Source organism: Blastopirellula sediminis (genome assembly GCF_020966755.1).
Classification (GTDB): Bacteria; Planctomycetota; Planctomycetia; order Pirellulales; family Pirellulaceae; genus Blastopirellula; species Blastopirellula sediminis.
In genome coordinates this window covers 3062811-3084649 of the sequence record NZ_JAJKFT010000010.1, presented here as the reverse complement: position 1 = coordinate 3084649, position 21839 = coordinate 3062811, and the positions used below count along the sequence as shown (strand labels likewise).

Annotated in this window: 18 protein-coding genes; 4 read left to right on the top strand and 14 right to left on the bottom strand. The window is 58.8% G+C overall.

All coding sequences use genetic code 11. The annotated features are described in order from the left end of the window. Positions 1-145 precede the first annotated feature (145 nt). Complete coding sequence (locus tag LOC68_RS24240) at positions 146-1825, bottom strand: AAA family ATPase (RefSeq protein WP_230223619.1); 1680 nt, start codon at positions 1823-1825, stop codon at positions 146-148. Between the two features lie 839 nt (positions 1826-2664). On the opposite strand from LOC68_RS24240, the gene LOC68_RS24235 reads away from it, so the two are divergent. Both LOC68_RS24235 and LOC68_RS24230 read left to right on the top strand, forming a co-directional pair. After that, a complete protein-coding gene (locus tag LOC68_RS24235; RefSeq protein ID WP_230223618.1) occupies positions 2665-3060 on the top strand; it encodes a (R)-mandelonitrile lyase in 396 nt (131 codons plus the stop codon). An 11-nt stretch (positions 3061-3071) separates the two neighbouring features. Further along, a complete protein-coding gene (locus LOC68_RS24230) occupies positions 3072-3308 on the top strand; it encodes a tautomerase family protein (protein ID WP_230223616.1) in 237 nt (78 codons plus the stop codon). A 415-nt stretch (positions 3309-3723) separates the two neighbouring features. On the opposite strand, the gene LOC68_RS24225 is transcribed toward LOC68_RS24230, so the two are convergent. The 3 genes from LOC68_RS24225 to LOC68_RS24215 form a co-directional block, all read right to left on the bottom strand. After that, positions 3724-4845, bottom strand: a complete 1122-nt coding sequence (locus LOC68_RS24225; RefSeq protein ID WP_230223614.1) for a sialidase family protein — start codon at positions 4843-4845, stop codon at positions 3724-3726. A gap of 68 nt (positions 4846-4913) precedes the next feature. After that, positions 4914-6134 (bottom strand): sialidase family protein, encoded by a 1221-nt coding sequence (locus LOC68_RS24220; RefSeq protein WP_230223612.1) that lies wholly within the window; start codon positions 6132-6134, stop codon positions 4914-4916. Positions 6135-6222: 88 nt separating this feature from the next. Then, positions 6223-6831 carry a hypothetical protein gene (locus tag LOC68_RS24215; protein WP_230223610.1) on the bottom strand — a complete coding sequence of 203 codons (609 nt, stop codon included), beginning with the start codon at positions 6829-6831 and terminating at the stop codon, positions 6223-6225. A 182-nt stretch (positions 6832-7013) separates the two neighbouring features. Between LOC68_RS24215 and LOC68_RS24210 the strand changes: the two genes are divergently transcribed. Beyond that, complete coding sequence (locus tag LOC68_RS24210) at positions 7014-7325, top strand: hypothetical protein (protein WP_230223608.1); 312 nt, start codon at positions 7014-7016, stop codon at positions 7323-7325. A gap of 245 nt (positions 7326-7570) precedes the next feature. Here the strand turns inward: LOC68_RS24210 and ftsY are convergent, their stop codons facing one another. The 6 genes from ftsY to polA all read right to left on the bottom strand — a co-directional run bounded on the left by ftsY (position 7571) and on the right by polA (position 15346). Continuing rightward, the gene (gene ftsY / locus LOC68_RS24205; protein ID WP_230223606.1) at positions 7571-8569 is read right to left on the bottom strand and encodes a signal recognition particle-docking protein FtsY; all 999 of its coding nucleotides are present in this window, start codon (positions 8567-8569) and stop codon (positions 7571-7573) included. Between the two features lie 133 nt (positions 8570-8702). Beyond that, complete coding sequence (nusB, locus tag LOC68_RS24200) at positions 8703-9116, bottom strand: transcription antitermination factor NusB (protein ID WP_230223604.1); 414 nt, start codon at positions 9114-9116, stop codon at positions 8703-8705. Positions 9117-9155: 39 nt separating this feature from the next. Further along, positions 9156-9632 (bottom strand): 6,7-dimethyl-8-ribityllumazine synthase, encoded by a 477-nt coding sequence (ribH, locus tag LOC68_RS24195; protein WP_230223602.1) that lies wholly within the window; start codon positions 9630-9632, stop codon positions 9156-9158. Between the two features lie 156 nt (positions 9633-9788). Continuing rightward, on the bottom strand, positions 9789-11333 hold the full coding sequence (gene rho / locus LOC68_RS24190; RefSeq protein WP_230223600.1) for a transcription termination factor Rho: 1545 nt from the start codon (positions 11331-11333) through the stop codon (positions 9789-9791). A gap of 395 nt (positions 11334-11728) precedes the next feature. Next, positions 11729-12349 carry a dephospho-CoA kinase gene (coaE, locus tag LOC68_RS24185; protein WP_230223598.1) on the bottom strand — a complete coding sequence of 207 codons (621 nt, stop codon included), beginning with the start codon at positions 12347-12349 and terminating at the stop codon, positions 11729-11731. Positions 12350-12496: 147 nt separating this feature from the next. Then, positions 12497-15346: a DNA polymerase I gene (gene polA / locus LOC68_RS24180; RefSeq protein WP_230223596.1), complete on the bottom strand. Its 2850-nt coding sequence runs from the start codon at positions 15344-15346 to the stop codon at positions 12497-12499. Positions 15347-15730: 384 nt separating this feature from the next. Between polA and LOC68_RS24175 the strand changes: the two genes are divergently transcribed. Beyond that, positions 15731-17125, top strand: a complete 1395-nt coding sequence (locus LOC68_RS24175; protein WP_230223594.1) for a hypothetical protein — start codon at positions 15731-15733, stop codon at positions 17123-17125. A gap of 245 nt (positions 17126-17370) precedes the next feature. Here LOC68_RS24175 and LOC68_RS24170 read toward each other — a convergent pair whose 3' ends face one another. From LOC68_RS24170 to LOC68_RS24155, 4 genes are all read right to left on the bottom strand, one after another. Further along, positions 17371-17826, bottom strand: coding sequence for a hypothetical protein (locus LOC68_RS24170; protein WP_230223586.1), 456 nt, complete (start codon positions 17824-17826; stop codon positions 17371-17373). Next, positions 17823-19451, bottom strand: coding sequence for a HEAT repeat domain-containing protein (locus tag LOC68_RS28660; RefSeq protein ID WP_230223584.1), 1629 nt, complete (start codon positions 19449-19451; stop codon positions 17823-17825). The genes LOC68_RS24170 and LOC68_RS28660 overlap by 4 nt, the downstream gene beginning before the upstream one ends. Positions 19452-19629: 178 nt before the next feature. Beyond that, positions 19630-20955: an alkaline phosphatase family protein gene (locus tag LOC68_RS24160; protein WP_230223582.1), complete on the bottom strand. Its 1326-nt coding sequence runs from the start codon at positions 20953-20955 to the stop codon at positions 19630-19632. 35 nt (positions 20956-20990) lie between these two features. Continuing rightward, entirely contained in the window at positions 20991-21839 is an 849-nt protein-coding gene (locus LOC68_RS24155; RefSeq protein ID WP_230223580.1) for a sugar phosphate isomerase/epimerase family protein, read from the bottom strand.

Below are 21839 nucleotides of genomic sequence, written 5' to 3'. Positions count from 1 at the left end.
AACTAATCTAGCCCAGGGTCAGTCGCCAACGGCGACGCAGCCCTGGGTCACCGTCGCCCATCTATCGCGAAGCCCCAAAGGGGCGCGCTAACCGGGCGCCGGCGTTCGGTCAAAACCCACCGACTGGACCGCGACGACGAATTTTTTACGCGACGCGAATGGATCGTTTCCTTTTAGATCGCCCCGTTGGGGCATTTTTAAGAGCGTCGGTTGAGGATTTCGGATCGCCTGGACCGCGAGTGCGATTTTTTTCGATCGTTGGAGTGGACTCGGCCGCGTCCTTTTTTTCTTTGACGGACGGCGTGATCAATCGATACCGCGGATAATAGAACTGTTTCTCGTTGACGATCTTTTCAATCTCCCCCGCCGCAACCATCCGATCCCATGCCCGGACGAACTTCGTGCCGTTCATGCCGCAGTTTTCGCGGACGCGCAGCTTCGTCGCGTGCGCCTCGCCCAGGTCGGTCATCGCCAGGCGAATTCGCGAACGCATCCGTTGATCGAGCGCGGCGTCTTTCAGACGTTCCGCTTCGTCTTGTAACGCCTCCGCCTCGTGCACGATCGTGTTCCAACGTCGCCCGGTTGGGGTCGTAGGGCAGGCCGTGCCTGCCGCTCTGCTTGCGTCCGTTTTCATTTCGGCAGGCACGGCCTGCCCTACGCCGGTTAGTCTCCCTTCGTCGACATCGACGCCCCATTCGCCACCTTGGCCGGCGTAGCCGCCGAGCGTTAGCCAGAGTCGATGTTCTCCGCTCCCCGGCGCATAAACTTGGCGGCGATTCACCAATAACCACTGCTGGGCGAAGTCGAGATTGCCGGCGAGAATCGCAGCGTCGAGTTTGCCGGGCTTCATTTCTTTCCGCGTTTGCACGCAGAGAATCGGCGTGGCTCCGTTGTCGAGGCAACACTGTGCGAGCGTTTGCAGCGCCTCGGCTTGTTTGCGTTTACCAGTCGAACTCAAACGGATCGCATCGATCACCACCACTTCCAACTCGTGCTTCGTGATCCAGTCGCGAAGTTTTCCCAGGGTCTCAGGATCAGCCGGATCGTCGGTTGTCAGTAACCACATCAGGTTTTCCGTGGCCGGCGCCGACTTACGAGCTTCACCCCAACGCTGCGTAAGATCAGTCAGCGTTTGCTGTTGCTGGCTGCTGCCGGCGAAGCCGACTCGCACTGGTTTTTCAGCCGCGAATTGGCCGAGGAATTTGCCGCCGCTCGCCAGTGCTGCGCACAGATCGACCGCGAGCGAACTTTTTAAGGTTTTGCTGGGACCGACGATCACCGCCGGTTCGTTGCGGGTAAGGAAGTTGGAGAGCAGCCACTCGCGCGGCTTTTGTTCGGCGAAGAGTTCTTCCGTGGTCAGCGTTCGAAACGAACTCCCGCTGCCGAGTTCGAGGCGGACGATTTCACTATCCGGCGGCAATTCGACCGGTTCGGGCGTTAGGCGTTTTCGCAATTCCGCCGCGTAGTCGGAGATGCTGGCGATTTGAGCGCCGGAATGCATTACCGCTTGAATCAGCGCTGACGCGGTAAGTTTGTCGTAGCCGTAGGTGAGGAGGTCGCCGAGCAGTTGCTGCGAATCTTGATCGGTGTCGCCAGTGATGTGCAGCGTGAGGAGGGCCGAGTAGATGTCGCGATGACATGGGACGCGGAAAACCTGGAGCGGGAGCGCCTCTTCGCTGAGGCGTTCGGGATACGTCATCATGCAGGCAAGCCACTGCGCTTCGACGAGTTCTTCGTGTGCCGCGGTGTTGTTGGCCTGATTGTTCTTCTTCTTTTGCTTCGCGCGCAGCAGCGCGCCGAGGCGCCGGATTCGGGCCTTTCGCATTTGCGTTTTCCTCAAGTAAGCGCGCGCAGCCATCCCGGCGACGTTTTCGCGCTTTGGAAAAAAGAGGCCTCGGTCCGATCTCGAGGCGGAGAGAAAAGGGACGCTGGGCGGTTGATCAGACGCCCGCATCTTGAGGGGTGCAGTATACAAAACGCCAGTGTGTTTTGCAAGCGAGATTTATGGTCCGGGTAGGGTGGGTGGCCCGACCAGTCGGTGACGACTGGTTGGGTCGCTTTAGCGACAAGATGCCGCGTCATGCGGTTGGAGGTTGATGAACGTGCGAGTTTTTGCAAGCGGATGGCGCTGCATCTTGTTGCTGCGCAACACAGCCAGTTCTTTGGAACTGGCTGGGCCACCCTGCGCTGCAGAGTTGCGTTGCCACGCGAGGTGCGAAATTGGCGATGCGGCAGGTTCGTGGTGCGTCCAGACGCACCCTACTCGGACAACGCTGCATGCTACCTACGAATACTTGCGGACGCATTTCCCTCGCTCGCGCTTCGGGCTACTATTCTTGCCGTGTTCTTACCGTGATTTATCCGTGGCTTCCGTGTTCTATTCTTCGTCCGGCCGCGTTCCCTCGCTTGCGCTGCGGGCCTCTGCACGATCGCCCGGCAGAGGATTAGGCAACAATTTTCCCTGATCATTCTAACGGCCGACATCCACCGCCCCCTACAATTCAAAGAGAAGAAGTCATAGGCCGATCGACGGAAACAAGGATGCGCGAGACCGAACTGGAACGCCGCGAGTTGCTCAAACGAATGGGAGCCATCGCGTTCGCATTTACATCCCCGTTCCCACTACTGGCGCACGAACAGGCAATCAGGCACAAGGAGCAAACAATGAACATCACCCGTAACGGAACGCAGCCGTCGGTCACGGGACCGGCCGATTGGTTTACCGGCAAGACGCGGATCGATCCGTTGTTCCAGCCGCAGGAGCCGGCTCGTGCGGCGGCGGCCGTCGTCACTTTTGAACCGGCGGCCCGGACCGCGTGGCATACGCACCCGCTTGGTCAAACGCTGATCGTCACCTCCGGCGTCGGCCGCGTGCAAACCTGGGGGGGCGCGATCGAAGAGATTCGCCCCGGCGACGTCGTCTGGTTTCCGCCGGGCGAAAAACATTGGCACGGCGCCGCCCCCAACAATGCGATGATCCATATCGCGATCCAGGAAGCGCTCGACGGCAAAGTGGTCGAGTGGCTGGAACATGTGACCGACGAGCAATACCAAGGATAAGGAGCCAACTCATGCCGCATGTCATCGTCAAACTTTGGCCAGGCAAGAGCGAACAGCAAAAAGCGGAACTCGCCGCCGCGATCACCAAGGAGGTGATGAAGACGCTTGGTTCCGGCGAAGCGTCGGTCTCGGTCGCGATGGAAGAAATTTCGGCTCGCGACTGGGCGGAGAAAGTTTATAAGCCCGACATCCAGCAGAAGCCGGAACAGATTTACAAAAAGCCGGGGTACGATTTGTCGGATCTGTAAATTCGTAGGGTGGGTGGAGCAAGCGAATATCGTTCGCTTGGCTCGCCAAACGCGAGTCGCGTGCGCAACCCACCTTTACCTTGCGGCCGCATTGTTGGGTTTCGCTTCGCTGCACCCAACCTACGAATGCTACATGACGAATGTCGAAACCAGAATGACGAATCGATGGTTGTTCGTCATTCGTGCTTCGACATTCGTCATTAACTTGCAACCGCATTCCCTCGGCTTGCGCCTCGGGTTAGTGTTGGGCGCTGCGGACGACTATTCTTGCCGTGTTCTTACCGTGACTCGTCCGTGACTTCCGTGTTCGATTCTTCTTGCAGCGCATTCGCTCAAATGGTTCGAACCGCTTGCGCAACCCACCTTTCGCTTGCCAGCGCATTGTTGGGTTGCGCTTCGCTGCACCCAACCTACATTAATTCAATCGATTGATGACCTGTTTGAGCTGCACTTGTCCGCTTACATCTTTGCCGGCGGCGACGTCTTCTTCGCGGAATTTTGCCATCAGAATTTCGCCGGAGCCGCCGCGATCGCGGTCGTAAGTAATCCAGATTAGCCCCTCTTTGTCTTCTACGCCGTCGGGATAGGAGACTCCGCTGCGTTCATCGAGCAACAAACCTTCGTTCCAGGTTTCTCCTTCGTCGGTCGAAAGTTGCGCCGTGAGATGACTTCGTCCCTGGAACCGATAGTGGTTCACCAACAGCAAATTGCCCGACGCTAACCGGCGAATGAAGAAGCGTGATCCAGGACTCTTGATCTTGGACGGTTTCCCCTCGCTCCAGGTCCGTCCCTTGTCGGTCGAAAAACTTTCCCAGAGTACGCCGCTATTGGTGCGAATCAACATCCAGAGCCGCCCGTCTTTTAGCTCGGTGATCATGTTCTCCAGCGCCCACGGCTTGGACTCGACGGCGCCAAACAGCTGCCAGCTTTTTCCCGCATCGGTCGAGATGCCGACGCCATGCAGCGATGGTTGCTCTTTGTCGTTGCGGCCAGTTTGCCAATCGTAGACCGGCTCTTTCGCAAACGTCACCGGCATCAGCCACTCGCCGCTAGAAAGGACCGTCACCTTGTTCATGCGAAAGGCGAAGGGAACGTCGTAGCCAACGCGAAACTCCTCGCCAAACTTCAGCGGCGTACTATCCGGATCATCGCAGATACGGGCGAACACGCCATGCTGAGCGGTCTTGCGATTGCTGCGACTGAAGATGTACCACAGCCGTCCTTGCGGATCGATCCAGGGCGTTGGGTCGTAGCATCGCGTCCCATCTTTCGTCGGCTTGGCGACGATCTCCGGTTCGGTGAAAGTCTTCCCCGCATCGTCGCTGTAGCAAATCAGAACCGTATTCTCTGGAGCCGGCTCTTTGGGCCCGCCGCTAAACCAGGTAACCAGCAGGCGACCTTTCGCAGTTCGCTCCAGCCCGGGAATCCCCTGCCAGCTTCGTTCCGCCAGGTTAATCGTCACGGACGAGTCTTGAGCATGGACAAGCCCAGAGAGCAAGAAGGAGAGTAGCAAGCTGATGCGAAGGTGCGATTTCATGTTTTGTCCGGGCTCTTCATCGACAAGCGAGAAAACGTTTAGCCGACATTTGGTCAAGGTGACTGCAACTACTTTGATGGTTCCGCGACGAGCGTCTCCAGCTTTCCGAACATGATTCGCTCTTTACGGCTGGGAGAATCGTCCCCTTGCGTTACCGTCAGCCAGATGGCGCCGTCATGCTCGCGAAAGGTTGGATACTGGAACGACTTGGTGGTCTCGAAGCGATACTTCCGTTCCCAATGGACTCCATCGCGGGAAACGTCGACGTTGAAGACGCTTCGATGGACGCCGTCGATCTTCAGGGCGTCTTGCCAGCCGAGATAGTAAAGATCGCCGAACTTGTCGAACGTTGGTTTGGAGTTGGCGCCGCCGGTGACGAAAGGAAGCTCGCGTCCCTCGGTCCAGTCGATTCCATCCTTGCTGGTCGTGAAGCGATAGTTGCCGGCATCGTTCCGACAGATCGCCATCCAGGTTCCATCGGGCAAACGATTGACGGCCGATTCGCTTAGCTGTTGCGACTGCGGCTCGTTGTAATGGCCCAGCACCTCGAAAGTCGCAAAGTCGTCCTGCACGATCGCGAGCGCGTTCTGCTTGCCGGCAAAGTTATTGAGGGCGACGTAGAGCCGATCGTCGAACTTCTTGAACGAGTCGAAGAGGTAGAGCCCAAAGTCGCGCGGCTGCTTTTTGAAACCGTGAGCCGCCGCGTCCTGGTAGAGGTATTGCGGCTGCATCGGAAAGGTTCCGGCCGCCGTCTTGATTTTTACCTGGTGAATCGTCGGGGCGAATGTGCGGGTCGGGACATCGAAATCGCGATACCACATTTGCGATTGCCGCACGCCAGGGCGTTCGCTGGCGAAATAGCAGCGGAGCGTCCTGTCATTGATCGGCAAGATCCGCGGCACGAAGACCGCCCCTTCCGAGAGCGTCTCGTTTTCAAAGACCTGGTTCCCTTTGGCGATCGGCTGGACCGCTTCAACTTTCAACGTGTCGAGATTGACGATCGACAGCGTGCTGTAGATCTCCGGACGATTGGCCGCTTCGCCGGCGCTGTTGTCGTCGACCTCGGCGACAATGTAAGCGTAACGCTCGACGATCGCCAGTTCCGCGTCATGAGCGCCTTTGACCTGCGGCGCAGTGACCGTTACCAGGCGGCTCATTACTTGGTCGGCGGCCTGCTTCGGATTCCAATCAGGGGCGAGTAGCTGCGGCGGGTTCGTCTTCTCTTCCGCAAAAGAGACGCTGGCAATGGCGATGAAACAGAACGCCGTTAACGGCAGGAAGGTTTTCACGGTGGGGCTCTCAGACTCGGGAAGCGTATCGGCGACCAACGTCCCTATTGTGAGTCCCCGAGTTGCGAGGATCAATCATGCAGAAAAACTACCGCGACCCACAACCGCATTCTCCGGAGGGCGGCTCGACCGGCGTCGGCGGTTCGACGAGCGTTAGTTTGGCGGAGGGGTGCGCCACTTTGTAATCGGCGAAGAACTGATGGAACGTCGGAAAATCTTCTGGCAGCAGCAACTTCTGTTGCGATCCCCAGGGCATTTTCTGGACGTCGATCTGCTGTTGTTTGACGTACTGCAGCAGCGCTTTGCAGCGAGCCTGGGCGGCGGGGGAGACTTCGACCCGCGGCTCAATTTCCGGATTGCCGAGAAACGTTTCGTCAAAATATTGGATCGGACTTACGCCGTAGTTTTCGATTGAGGTATTGAGCGTTCCATAAGGAGCGTAGTCGGAATAGAATTCGCTCCCCTCCTGACCTTCGTGGTACTGCACCACGACCACCAGGCAATGGTTGTGCGGAGCTTCGAGATCTTCGTCATGGAACTTCGACACGCGCAACTGCGGGTACTCGCGCGGCTCGGTCCGCAGCCAAGGCGCCATCACCATGAAGACGAAGGCGCATGCCGCGACAAGAATCAGCAGCCCGGTGATGCTGATCTGGTGCGGGACCTTCCGCCAGAATTTCTGGAGTTGGCGTTTCATGAGCGGGAGGCCCCACGGGGAGAAGCGGTCAGCGAACGGCAACCTTGGTTATTCGTCGGGCGCGATGCGATCTTGGCGAAAATCGAGAGCGAGAATCACCAAGAATGGGGCGTAAAGCGAGGCCGCTCGGTAGAATAGCAAAGCGACGCTCCCCCAGCAATTTGTTCCTGGAACGGCACGACATGCTTACGGCAATTCTGGTATTTTTTGCGCTGATAGCGACGGTGGCGGCGTCGATGATTCGTCGCTGGCCCAGCTTGATCGTCGCTACCGTTTGCCTGGTGGCGATTGTGCTGGCGACGTGCGCGCCGGCCGACATGGGAGGTTGGCTGCAGCAAGTATGGCTGGGAGCATTTGCCTTGACGCTGTTGGGATGCGCGGCAAGCTGGATCGGGCGGAAGCTGGTCGCCCAGGAGAATGACTGGGGCTATCACTTTCGGCTGGGGGTGATCTTGGCGCCGATCGTTTGGATTGGGGTGATTAGTTTTTTCTAAGGCTTGGCTGCACCCAACCTACGACTCGAAATGACGAATGTCGAAACCAGAATGACGAATCGTTGGTTGTTCGTCATTCGTGCTTCGACATTCGTCATTAACTTGCATCCGCACTCCCTCGGCTTGCGCCTCGGGTTAGTGTTTTGCTTCTTGCCGCTTTCGGCTCTCCGCTTTCCGCTTTCTTCTTGGCCGCATTTCCCTCGCTTGCGCTTCGGGCTACTATTGCGCGAGCTGGCCGTTGTAAGTTACGGTTTGCCTAGCGTGTCGGCGAAGAGGGCTTCGCCGAATTGTTCGGCGTTGAAGACGGCGAAGTCTTCAGGGGTTTCGCCGACGCCGATGTATTTCACCGGCAAGTTGAAGGTCTGGCGGATCGGGACGACGACGCCACCCTTGGCCGAGCCGTCGAGCTTGGTCAGGATGATGCCGGTGCAGTTGGCCGCTTCCGAAAAACCTTTAGCCTGGCTGATGCCGTTTTGACCGGCGGTCGCGTCGAGAACCAGCAGCACCTCGTGCGGCGCCTCTTCGATCTTCTTGCCGGCGACGCGACGGATCTTGTCCAGCTCATTCATCAGGTTCTTCTGCGTTTGCAGACGACCGGCCGTGTCGAGGATCACGACGTCCTTGTTGTTTTGCAGGGCGAAGTCGACCGCTTTAAAAGCGACGCTCGCCGGGTCAGTCCCCTGCTCCGCTTTGACGATGTCGACGCCGAGTCGATCGGCCCAGATCGACAACTGTTCGACCGCCGCGGCGCGGAAGGTATCGCCGGCGCCCAGGACGACGCTCTTGCCTTGCGATTTCAGATGACCAGCCAGTTTGGCGATCGAGGTCGTTTTGCCGGAACCGTTGACGCCGACCACCATCACGACGGTCGGGCCGCTCTCGGCGAAGACGATCGGCGTTTCTGGCTGCTGCATTAGCGCGACCAGTTCGCTTTTGACGGTCGCCAAGACGTCGGAGAGGTGCACGACGCGGCCGCGATATTCGGTTTTGATCTGATCGCGGATCTTGCCGGCCGGACCGGCGCCCATGTCGGTGCGGACCAGGATCGCGTAAAGTTCGGTCAGGAACTCGTCATCGACCAGACGACCTTCCTGCTTGAAGAGGTCGCGAATGTCGGTATTGAGAACCCGCGACGTCTTCACGAGCCCCGCTTTGAGCCGCGAGAAGAATCCTTTCGGCTGCTCCGCTTCAGCCGGCGCAGCAGGTTTCTCTTCCGACTTTTTGAACGGGTTGAATAGTCCCATCGTATCCTCTAGGGCTGACCGATAGCTGAGTTGTGTGCCACTGCTGGCTTGTCCAGCAGTGGGCGGCGGGTACCCAGTTCGCACTGCTGGACAAGCCAGCAGTGGCGCCCTGTATTTGGGGTCAGGCGCGCGGTTAGCCGCCTGACTGCTTCGACTTCAAGACGCGATCGAGAATGCCGTTGACGAACTGCGGCGAGTGCTTGCTGCCGAACCGCTTCGACAGTTCGACCGCTTCGTTAATCGCCACGCGATCGGGCGTGTCGGAAAACAAGATTTCAAACGCGCCGATCCGGAGGACGTTGCGGTCGGTGACCGCCATGCGAGCCAGGCTCCAGTTGTCGGCGAAGGCTTCGATCTTGGCGTCAATCGCTTTGCGATGGAGCCGCGCGCCGACCAACAGAGATCGGCCGAATGCGACCAGGTCTTCGTTATGTTTTAAGCGTCCGCGCAAGAATCGTTCCGAGACGCCGATGTCAGCGTCGGGGTTGAGATCCTCTTGGTAGAGAATCTGGAGAACGACTTCACGAACTCGACTACGTTTCGACATATAGGTTGGTGATCATCGGCTGGATAGCCGCCTTCGTGCTTATTCTTCGCGGGGAAGCTGTTTCATCAAGTGAACCATTTCGAGGGCCGCGTCGGCCGCTTCGCTTCCCTTGTTGCCCACATTGCCGCCGGCGCGATGCAGCGCCTGCTCTAGCGTGTTGACGGTCAAAACGCCGAACATCACCGGCAGTTCGCATTCCAGGGCCAATTGCCCCAGGCTCGCGCTCACCTGGCTGTTGATGTATTGGTCGTGGGTCGTTTCCCCTTTGATGACCGCCCCTAAGCAGATCACAGCATGGAATTGACCGCTACGGGCCATGCGGGCAGCCACAACCGGCAGCTCCCAGGCGCCGGGAACCCACGCGACTTCGATCGCGTCGTCGGCGACTCCGCGCTCGGCCAAGGTGGCCAAGGCGCCGTCGCACAGCTTGCCTGTAATTGTTTCATTGTAGCGAGCGACGACGATCGCCACGCGTACGGCGTCTCCCAGGAGCTCGCCGCGGTAAGTCCGGACCAAAATAACGAATCCTGAAGCGGGTGTGGGCTAGAAGGTTCTCTATTGTAAAAAAAGTTGGCCGCTTGAGAGCGCCGCCCCCGGCGCCAAACGAAAAAACGCCCAGGAGTTTTCCTGGGCGTCGGTCGTTTTGCGGGCGAATACGCCCCACTCCAACTGCTACCGGTTGGTATTCATCCCCATCAGGAATTCGGCGTTCGACTTGGTCTTGGCCAAACGAGAGAGGAGGAATTCCATGGCGTCGGCCGAGTTCATGTCGTTCAGAACCCGACGCAAGATGCAAACCCGCTTATATTCTTCGGGATCCATCAGCATTTCTTCGCGACGCGTACCGCTGGCGTTGATGTCGATGGCCGGCCAAACGCGGCGGTCGACCAGGCGGCGATCGAGGACGATTTCCTGGTTGCCGGTCCCTTTGAACTCTTCAAAGATCACGTCATCCATCTTGCTGCCGGTGTCGACCAGCGCCGTGGCGATGATCGTCAGCGAGCCCCCCTCTTCGACCTTGCGGGCCGAACCGAGGAAGCGTTTCGGGCGTTGCAACGCGTTGGCGTCCAAACCGCCGGAGAGGAGCTTGCCCGACGAGGGGCATTCCGAGTTCCAGGCGCGAGCCAACCGAGTGATCGAATCGAGAAAGATGACGACGTCGGTCCCGTATTCGACCATCCGCTTCGCCTTTTCGATCACCATTTCCGACACTTGCACGTGACGGGACGGCGGTTCGTCAAAGGTCGAGCTGATGACCTCGCAGTTGGGGCCTTTCACCTGGCGTTCCATGTCGGTCACTTCTTCCGGACGCTCGTCGATCAACAGGATGATCACGTAGGCTTCGGGATAGTTGGCCAGCACGGCTTTCGCCATCTTTTGCATCAGGACGGTCTTGCCGGCCCGCGGAGGACTGACGATCAGGCCGCGCTGACCGAAACCAATCGGGACGATCAGGTCGATGACGCGGGTGGCGAGTTCGTCGGGGTCCGATTCCATGCGGATGCGCGAGTCGGGATGGAGCGGGGTCAGATCGTCGAACTGCACCTTGTTGGCGGCGATGTTCGGATCCTGATAGTTGACCGCTTCGACGCGCAGCAGGGCGAAGTACCGTTCGTTTTCTTTCGGGGGGCGAATTTGCCCCGAGACGACGCTGCCGGTCTTCATACCGAAGCGACGAATCTGGCTCGGCGAGACGTAAATGTCGTCCGGGCAAGAGAGGTAGTGGTAGTCAGGGCTGCGCAAAAAGCCGAACCCGTCCGGCAGGATCTCAAGGGTCCCTTCGCCGTACATGAGGCCGTTCATCTTCACGCGTTCTTTGAGGATGCGGAAGATCAGCTCTTGGCGTTTGACGCCGGCGACTTCGCCCAGGTTTTCCTTGCGGGCCTCTTCGATGAGCTGAGCCATCGACATCTTCTGCAGTTCGGCGATATGGATCTCGCCCTGCTTTACCTTCTCGTAACGTTGATCGTCCGCATCCTCCTCCTGAGGGCGGCGCGACCGACTGACCAATTGCTCGGCCAGCGACATAGGCTCAGCGTCGTCATCGACATCGAGCCGACGTAACTCATTCACAGCGTCTGTTCCTTCCGACTTCGGATTACGAGCGTTGGGCTCGTGGTTATTACTTGATTCGGGCAGGATGCCAGCCCCAAACTTGGGCTGTTCCGAACGCGAATCATGATTCTGATTTTTTGTTCCGCTGCTTCGATGAGGCATGGAACTGAACTCCAAGATGAGAAAAGACGAACCGGACGACGTCCTCTACAGACGCCGAGTGCGGAGTTTTATAGGCAGGCTAATCTCGAGCAGGATGTGATTCGGCTCGACATACGCCTTGCTTGGGAGGAGACGAGTTACTTCCGTTGTAACAGATCGCCGCACCGTCGACGAGTCGAGAATCGGCTCACTAGGTAACGTGCTAAGGTGTTACCGTTTCGAGCATTAGCGGTTCTACCGACAATTGTCGAACGTAGGCGATTTGTCGCCCCCGCGCATCATTTCAAAGTGGTTTGGTTTCCCCTAGTTGGGACATCAAGGAAGGCGAATCGGCAAGCCGCGATTTCGAGTCGGGCTGTAGTTTTACGAATAATATTTGAGCGGAAAGAAAAGCATCAGGTGGTAGGAGAAAGGACGCAATCTCGCCAATATTGTTCGACTTGGGCGTCGAGCTGCTCAAGATCGCCGTCATTACGAATTATGTAATCGGACAAAACTCGCTTATCTTCCAATTTTTCCTGGGCTGCCTCTCTCGCGTTAAACTCGGCTTCACTCCACCCCCTTTGGGCGGCATATTTAAGCCGCTCTGGGTACGGCGTGTCAATAAATACGAGGTTATCGCAAATATCAGACCAGCCGGCCTTCACCAGGAGAGCTGCATCCATAATCAACGCCGGAGGAGCCCCGCTGGGGTCGCTTTGCGTTGAACGAATCAGCGCGTGGAGACGAGTTTTTATGCGAGGATGCGTGATTTTTTCTAACTCAGCCAGTCGCTTATGGCTGAGATCATCACCACCAAATACTTTTGCGGCCAATCGGCGGCGGTCAACTTCCCCATTATCTTGAAATACTTCGCTACCGAAGATTTCGCGGATTTCCCGCTTCGTTGCCTCATCCCTTAGCACCTCGTGACCCATTTGGTCAGCATCGGCCACGACCGCCCCCCGCTGGCGAAACAAGCCCGCCACGGTGCTCTTGCCGCTCGCAATTCCTCCCAAGATCCCGATAACCTTCATTTTCCGCCCTTGGCGAATAACTCACCCTTGTCTGATTCCGACGACTGCTGGCGCCCAACTGCGCAGCGGCTGAGCAGGCGCACATTTCGCCCGCTTTCCGTCGCTGGACACTTGTTTCAACTTGTCGACTGACGCCACCCAGGGGAGCTACCCCATCGGCTCGCACTGGGCCCAATTGTCCCCACTTTTGACGTCGACTACGAGCGGAACGGCCAGTTTTCGTGCCGATTCCATCTCCTCCCGCACCAATTGCGCCAGTTCTTCCAGATATTCCGGCGGGGTTTCAAAGACAAGTTCGTCATGGATCTGCAGCAGCAGCTTGGCCGGCGCCGCTTCTTTGACCAGCCGATCATAGACCCGGAGCATCGCCAGTTTGATGATGTCGGCGGCCGAACCTTGGATCACGGTGTTGACCGCGGTTCGCTCCGGCATCGTCAGTTGTCGCTTCAGCCGATCCCGTTTGTCGGCCGTCCGGACTCCATCGATCGCACGGCGCCGTCCGAGGATCGTCATGACGTAACCATCCCGCTGGCACTCGAACAACGTTCGCTCCATGAACTCATCAACGCCGGGATATCGCTTGAAGTAGGCGTCGATGAAATCGTAGGCCTCGTCCTTGTCGATGTCGAGCGACTTCGCCAAACCAAACGGGCTCTGTCCGTAAACGACGCCAAAGTTGATCGCCTTCGCGCTACGGCGTTGGCTTGACGAAACTTCGTCCAGTGCGACTCCGTAGACTTCGCTGGCGACGCGAGCATGGATGTCTTCGTTGTTCTGATACGACTCCATCAGCGCCGGATCGCCGGAGAAGTGGGCCAGGACCCGCAGTTCGATTTGCGAGTAGTCGGCGCAGAGCAACTTCCAACCGGGCGTCCCCGGGACAAACGCCGAGCGGATTTCGCGGCTCTCTTGCGTCCGGATCGGAATGTTTTGCAGGTTCGGTTCGTTCGAGCTAAGGCGTCCCGTCGCGGCGACCACCTGGTTGAACGAAGTATGAACCCGATTCGTCTTGGGACAGACGAGCGTCGGCAGCGCGTCGACGTAGGTACCCTTCAGCTTGGCGTACTGCCGGAACTGGACGATCTTGGCCGGCATGTCGTGCTGCTTGGCGAGTTGCTCCAGCACTTCGGCGTCGGTGCTGGCCCCGGTCTTCGTCTTTTTGATGACCGGCAGGTTCAGCTCTTCAAACAGAATGGCGGCCAATTGCTTGGGGGAAGCGATGTTAAACTCACGGCCGGCCAGTTGATAGATTTCCCGCTCCAGCACTTCCATCCGCTCGCCATACTGGCGGCTCAGTTCGTTCAGGCGATCGACGTCGATGCGGACGCCGTTGAATTCCATCTCGACCAATACGTCGATCAGCGGCAGTTCGACTTCGGTCAGCAAACTGGAGAGTCCTTCCGATTCGATCCGCTCCGCGAGAATCGGATCGAGCCGCAAAGGAATATCGGCGTCTTCCGCCGCGTAGTAGGCGATCTTCTCGACCGGAACCTGATTCATCGTGATCTGGTTCTTGCCGGTCCCGATCAGTTCCGAGATTTTGACCGTCTCGTGCAGCAGATAGCGGAGCGACAGTTCATCGAGGCTATGCGAACGTGCGCCTGCTTCCAGCAAGTAGTGAGCGACCATCGTGTCGAACGCCGTTCCGCGAACTTTTACGCCGACGCCGCGAAGCACCACCAGGTCGTACTTCAGATTCTGGCCGATCTTTTCGATCGCCGGATCTTCCAGCACGCCGCGCAGTTTGTCCAGAACAAGCGCTTCGTCGAGCTGCGGATCTCCTTCCGGCGCGCGAATCGGGATGTAGGCGCCTTCGCCGACATCCCAGGCGAACGAAAGGCCGACCAGATCGGCCCAGCGGGGATTGGTCGAAGTCGTCTCGGTATCGAACGAGAGTCGCTTCGTCTTGGCGAGCAGTTCGACCAGTGCGTCGAGTTTTTCAACCGTGTCGATCGTCTGGTAGTTCGATTTCCAGACCGGCTTTTCGACCGGCGCCGCATCGACCTGCAACTCCGACATTTCGCGAGCCAGGGTACGGAATCCGTACTCGCGACAAAGCTCTTGCACTTGCTCCTGATTGATCGGCTGCACGCGGCACGCATCCCAATCGATTTCGATCGGCACGTCCCGGACCAGGCGAACCAGTTCGCGGCTCAGTTCGGCCATCGCGCGGCCGTTTTGCAGATTCTCGCGTCGCTTGGCGCCAGAGACTTCGCCGGCGTTGTCGAGCACCGCGTCGAGCGTTCCATATTTTTCGAGCAGTTCCTTGGCGATCTTCGGACCGATCAAAGGAACGCCGGGGACGTTGTCGACCGAGTCGCCGACCAGCGACTGAAAGTCGACGACCTGATCCGGACGAACTCCCCAGTCGGCCATCAGCGCTTCAGCGTCGTAGAAGGCGTTCTTGCGAACGTTGTACATCCGGACCTGGTCGCTGATCAGTTGGCGACAGTCTTTGTCGGAGGTGACCACCGTGCATTGGCCCCCTTTCTGTTCGACGATCGTCGCGACCGTGGCCAGCACGTCGTCCGCTTCGTAGTTCGGCTTTTCCAGGATCGCGACGTTCATCGCTTCCAGCATCCGCCGAATCATGCCGATCTGGGGGCGAAGATCGACCGGCATCTCTTCGCGGGTTTCCTTGTAGTTGTCATACAAGTCGTGTCGGAACGTGCCGCCGGGAGGATCAAACGCGCAGATCAAGTAGTCCGGTTTCTTTTCGCGAAGCAGCAGGGCGACGTCGCGAGCGAACCCAAAGACCGCCGAGACCGGCTGCCCGGTGGGACCTGTCATCGGGGGCAGCGCGTGGAAAACCTGGAAGATCAGCGAGTGGGAGTCGATGATCCAGACATCGGCCCCAGCGAGCCCTGCGAGTCCGGCAGGCCGAGCCGTAGGGGGCTGGACAGTTGTATCGGTCGGGGTTTCGGTCGGCTTTGGCGCCTCTTCCGGCGATTCTTCACCCCCAAACAGGAGCGACTGCTGCGTCTTCGATTTGGCCATGCCCGATGCGTTCCTAACTGATGGGTAAAGACGCGAAGATTATTGCGATTTACCGAGTTACGAACAACCGGCCCGCCCCCATGTTGCCGGGATGCGACGCGATGATGCGGCAAAGCGACATTCAGAAAGCGTTAAGACCGGCGGCTTCTCGCCGATCTTTCCCAATTCGTTGACTGGCAATTTCTCGCTAACTACAATCATTTATTGGACTTCAGGCGATCCCATCTTACCCGAAGCTCCTCACTTTTCCTTCGCAATTCTGCAGTTGGCCTACCGCTTGCACATTGGAATCGGTCTTAGGGCCAATTACGCTAATCTGTTCTGAGCTAATCACGTCAATTTAGCGGCACGCACCCAATCGCCGCCTGTTAGGAGTTTATCGAGATGGCAGCCCGCGAAAGCCAAGGTCTTCAAATCGCCGTGATCCTACTAGTTTTGCTAGTGGCGGCGCTCGGTATCACCACGTATGTCTTCTACGCGGCGAACGATAAGTCAAAGCTCGACGCCGAAGCGGCGAATCAACGAGCCACCGACGAAGCGGGCCGTTCGCGCACCTACCTGGCCGAACGCAATGAACTGAAGGTGATGATCGGTCACAGCGAAGAAACGCCGATGGACGAAATCCAAAAGGCGTTCGCTGACGACATGAAAACCTTCGTCGCCGATGAAGGCGCCGCCGCTCCGACCGTGCAGAACTACCGCCAGGTTCCGGGCGTGATGCAAGCCTCGGTGATCAAGCTCGAAAAGCAGCTGGCCGATTCGCTGCGTGCGAACACCGCGCTGCGTGCCGAAAAGGTCGCCCTGGAAACCACCTATCAAACCAAGCTGGGCGAAGCTGACGCCGCTCGCGACAACGCTTTGGCCGCTCAAGCCGAAGCCGAAAAGAAGATGGCCGACGATCGCAAGTCGCTCGAAGCGGCCCAAGCCAAGCTGCAAGACGAAAAGGTCAAACTGCAAGGGACGATCGCCCAGACGATCGACGGCAGCAAGAAGCAGGTCGATGCGGCCAACAAAGAACGCGACGAAGCTCTGACGACCGTCGAAGCTCTGCAGGTTTCGCTCAAGTCGAAGGAACCGAAAGTGGGCGACGTCGCCGACGGCAAGATCATCTGGGTCAACCAGAAAGAAGACAACACCTGGATCAACCTCGGCTCGGCCGACTTGCTTCGCCCGCAGATGACCTTCAGCGTCTTTGAAAAGGGAGAAGTCAACATCGCCCTGGCCAAGGTGAAGGGAAAGATCGAAATCACCCGCGTCAATGACGCCCACGAAGCGGAAGCTCGCATCCTGGAAGAAGACGTGACCAACCCGATCATGCCGGGAGATCAAATCTTCACGCCGATCTGGTCGCCGGGTACCGCGCAAAAGTTCGCCATCGTCGGGATGATCGACCTGGATGGAGACGGCGAAGACGACACCGATCAGCTGAAAGCGATGATCGAAGGCTCCGGCGGCCAGGTCGCCGCCTTCGTCGACGCGGAAGGGAACATCAAGGGGGAAATCACCCCGGACGTCCGTTACCTGATCGACGGCGAAACGCCGACCGAAAAGACGGCCGCCGCCGTTCTGACCGCCTACTCGCAAATGCGGGAAACGGCTCGTCGCCGCGGCGTCGAACTGATCCAGATCGGTCGCCTGCAAGAACGCATGGGCTGGCAGAACACCGAACGCCTGGTCCGTTTGGGACGTACGACTCGCCTGGAAGAGTTGGAAGCGGAAGCCCAACGCGAACGGGACTTCAAACCGCGTCGTCCGATGAGCGCCTACGACAACAACTAGTCTGACGCGCAGTTCCAATAACCGAACAGGCCGCACTCGCTTGACGCAAGTGCGGCCTGTTTTGTTTCGAATTCTCCTGGCGCCTGGTGCCATGCTCTTATCGCGTCTTCGCGAGAAGAGCATGTCTTTAATGCGTTATTGCCAGGACAAAGACATGTTCTTCCGGCGAAGACGCCGTAAGAACATGGCACCCGGCGTCAAACCGTAAGAACAAGGCGCCCAGGCCAATGCAGCAGGAAAAACTTCTAGTGCGGGCAGTGCGTCAGATGACGACGAAACATCAACGTGCCGAAAAGTCGCACGCCGAGGTTTTCCAGTCGATGGCGGTAGTCGTCGTTTTCCGCGTCGCGAACCGCTCGCACCAGGTGAGTCGGATCGGCGAAGAGAGACGCCGGATCAGCCAGGTTCAAGTATCGCGGCACTTGCCACAGAATCTTGCTCTCTTCCCGATTCAATTCATGCACGCGGCACAGGTCGAAGAAGAGCCGACGTGGACTGTCGGTTCCCTCATCTCCCTGATTCGATGAGCGCTTTTGCAGGTACCACAGACCGACAATTGCGAACAGAACGAACGCGGCGAGCAGCGACAATTGACCGTAGTCGATCGTCACCGTTTCTGCGCGAAAGCGATCGCCCATATTGCGGAAGCTGGCTTGTTGCTGCTGCGCCAGCAGCGTCATCGCGTCCCAGGCGAATCTCATTCTGTTTCTCCCGCAGGAGTTTTCTCTCGAATGACCCGCACCGCCGGGACCGACATGCGTCGTTCGGCGATCGACTGCAGGCTCGCTTCGGCCGCTTGCTGCACGCTGACGTTCCGATCGAGCAGCGCTTCCCGCAGCCCGGCGATCGCTTCGTCGCTGTTGCAGTTGGTTAAGGCGTTGGCGGCCGCGACGCGGATCAGATAGTCGTCGCACTTTAGCAGGTTCAGCAGCGGTCCTTGCATCTGCTCGGCAATGCCGAGGCATTCGACCACTTCGATCGCACGGCGGCGGCGCGACTGCATCTCGCTGTTGAGTTCGGCGACCAGCAACTCATCCGAATGGGTATCGATTTTGCGGACGAGGTGTCCGGTCGTCTCGCGGCGATCGTCCATCATCAGGTCGAACGCAGCGAGGTATTTGCTGAAGCTGAATTCTTCGAGCGACTCGCGGACGGCGACGCGGACCACTTCGTGCTCGCTGTCGAGCTGCGCGAGAAGGTATTTAAGCGAACCGGGAATTCCCCGATGCCGCAATTGCCGCAGCGCCGCGGCGGCGACTTCCGGATCTTCGTCGCTGGTCGCATCAATGACCAACTGGCTGGCGACGGCGCCCCGGTCTTTGGCGAGCGAATCGATCGCGGCCAGGCGTCCGTCCGGCTTCCCTTGCGTCAGGAAGAAATGGATCACGCCGAAGACCGTGTCGCGGTCTTGCGAGCTGGCGATTAAAAAGCGGAGCGCCGTCTCTTGCTGGCGGCCGGTCAGCGAGCGCAGCAGATCCCACTGATCGTGGCTCCAACCGACGCGGGCGATTTTCTTGATGTTTCGTAGTTCGACTTCGCTCATGCCGCTGGAGAACGTATCGAGCAGCTGCGCCACGAACGGCGGATCAGTCCGCCAGGCGGCGGCGGCCAAGAGCGTGGGACACGGAGCGGTTTCGCTGAAGACGCTGAGGATCAACCGCACGATCGCGGGACGAAGCGTCCGTTTCAAGATCGAAAGGGTCAGCTTGTAAACTTGCGAATTCGGCTCGTCCAGCAGATGCCGGAACATCGGATGTTCGCGACTGGTCAGCATCAGGAACGATTCGACGATTTCGTCCGACTGGTGCGTGCTGCAGCGACGCATCGAATCGTCAAGCGATTCCATCGCCCGGCCGCGCCACAGCACCAGGTTGCGTTTGCGGGCGTCGGTCGCTTCGTCCAGCAGCTTGCGGAGCCGATCGATCAGCGACACCAGGCAGCGTCCGGCGACGTCGCGATTTGGATTATTCGCATCCTCGGCGGCGGTGGTCACCGAACGCACCAGGTCGAAGTCTTCCAGTTCCAACGCAATCGCAGCCGCCTTTTCGCAGTCGGGTCGCGACGGCGAAAGGAGTTGCTCGCGCAAGATCGCCGTCATCACCCCCATCTGTTGCTTGATCTTCAGCCGCCAGGCTTCGGAGAGTTCGTGCCAATGTTCGAAGAGATACGCTTCCCCTTTGGCGCTCGAGCGTTTCAGCAACGCGTCGAAGGCGAACTCGCGGATATCGAGCGCTTCGCTGCGCAGCGCGGCAATCAACACCGGCGTCGCCGCCGCGTTGCCGGATCGCGCGAGGAATTCAAAGGTTTTCTCGAACTCTTGGGGCACTGCTGGATCTCGTTTTCGCCCAGGTACTTGCAGCCTGAAAATGCACGTAATAACGTACGTCGCCGCAGGATACTGGCGAAAATCGACGCCCCCTAAAACGAAGAAGCCGGGTCAAACGATCGTTACAATCGGCATGACCCGGCAAACTGGTCGGTCGTATCAATAGTGACGCTTGTTTCTACACGCCGAACTGGCGGAGAACGATGTCGCAAACGTCGGTATCGGCGAGCGGAGTTTCGGCGAAGACCCCCTTTTGGTTCGCCAGCAGGACGCCCCGCTGGAATTCGGCCGCGACCGGGGCGCCGTGCGAACCCTTGATCAGGGTCGCGTCGAGCGGGATGCTCTTGGTGGCGAAGTCGAAGTGGAGTTCGACCGGGTCGTAGCCTGGCTTCTTGTGAATGTCGACCTTGCGAGCGAAGCCCGGCGCCAGGGCGTCGTCGTTCCACCAGTAGTAGGCTTGCCAGCTATTGGGGGTCGAGACGAGGATCACCTCCCCTGCCCTTTCGTGGTTCATGAAGTACTTGCCCCGTTCTTCCATGGCCAGCACTTCGGCGACTCCTTCGGCGCCTTGGAACAGCTCTTTGACGCGGCTGATCACTTCCGGCTGCGCATCTTTGACGTAAACGTGCGAGAACTGGTGATCGACCAGGGCCCACGCTTCGCTCTTTTCCAAGTCGAGATGCTCGCCATCTTCCTTGACCTCGACCTGCAAGAGGCCTGCATCGCGCAAGACGCGATTGGGATAGCTGACATGATCGACCGGGACAATCACATATTCGCTGGCGATCAAAAAGAGGGTGTCGTCGCCGAGCGCCGCGCGCATCCGACCGATCAACTTGCCGATCACTTCGTCGACCTCTGCGGCGGCTTGCTTGTGAGCGTCGCTGTCAGGTCCCAGCTTTTGGGCGGCGTAATCGAGGTGGGGCAGATAGATGTACGAGAAATGAGGCTGAAACTTCTCGGCGACAAACGCAGCCGAGTCGGCGATCCAAGCGGTCGACTTGATGTTGGCCAACGGTCCCCAGAAGTGATGCAGCGGGAAGCCGGCTCCCATCTCACTGAGCAGTTCGCCGTACAAGTTGCTCGGCTTGGTGTAGCACCACATCGTTTCGCTGCCGTCCGGATTGTGGACCGGGGCCGGCATGCAGACGTAATCGGCGCCGCTGCGTTTGCTGAGCATCGGGAACCAGGCGGACGTGCGGATCTCCGGATTGTGCTGCTTCAGCAAGTCCCAGATTTGCGGCTGCAGGATCGCCTCGTTGCCGGCGGTCCACATTTCGACCTGCTTTTTGTCGCGCCAATAGAAACCGTTGGCGGTCACGCCGTGATCGACCGGCAGTTGTCCGGTCAGCATGTTCGCTTGCACCGGCCAGGTAACCGCCGGAAAGCTGGCCGCCAGCGGAGCGCGATCCCCCTCGGCGAACAGAGCCGAGACTTGCGGCATGTGAGCCAAATCTTGCGGAGCGAGGCCGGGGAGCGAAAGAAGAACGACGTTGTCAGGCATGGCGAGCGGTCTCTATCCGGTTGGAGATGCGTGGCTTACTGAGGATGAACGAGCGGCCGCAGAAATTCCATCGCGCGGGCGGCCATCGTGGGAGCTTCGTGGCTGTGGCGGCTGAGTTCGACGTGCAATCCTTGCGCGTACTTTGCGTCACGCAGGGCCGAGATCACTTCGACGAAGTCGATTTCCCCTTCGCCGAACGGCAAGTGCTCGTGAACGCCGCGCTTCATGTCTTCGATATGGACGTTGACGATCCGGGGTCCCCACTCGCGAATCACGTCTCCCAGCGGCAGTTCGGCTTGGCACTGCAAATGGCCGATGTCGAGCGTCAGTTGGAACAGCGGTGAGTCGATCTGCTCGCTCAGTTCGGCGAAGCGGTCCATCGTGTCGATGAACATGCCCGGCTCCGGTTCAAAGCCAAGCGGCATCTGCTGCAGTTCGGCATATTCGATCACCGGCTGCAGCGCCTCGACCAGGCGTTTCATCGCGATGGTCGGATTGACGTCGTCGAGCAGCTTGCCTGACCAGAGCGAAACGCAATCGGCCTTTAGTTTGACCGCTTCGTCAATGCAGTGGCGAATGAACTCAAAGCGGCGTTGGCGGCCATGCTTGGCCGGAGAGACCAGGGTCGGCTCATGCTTCCGTTTCGGATCGAGCAGGAAGCGGGCGCCAGATTCAATGACGCAGGCCATCTTCTTTTCGGCGAGCAGCGCGGCAAGATGATCGGCCTGACGATCGGCCATGTACGTATTGCCGAACGGCGTCAGCGTTCCGTGGTCGACGGTGATCGCGACGCTTTCGTAACCGAGATCGGCCAGCACATCGACCGCGTCGAGCGGGTCGTGATGGGCGAAGCCGTTCGTGTTGTAGCCAATCCGCATGCTCAT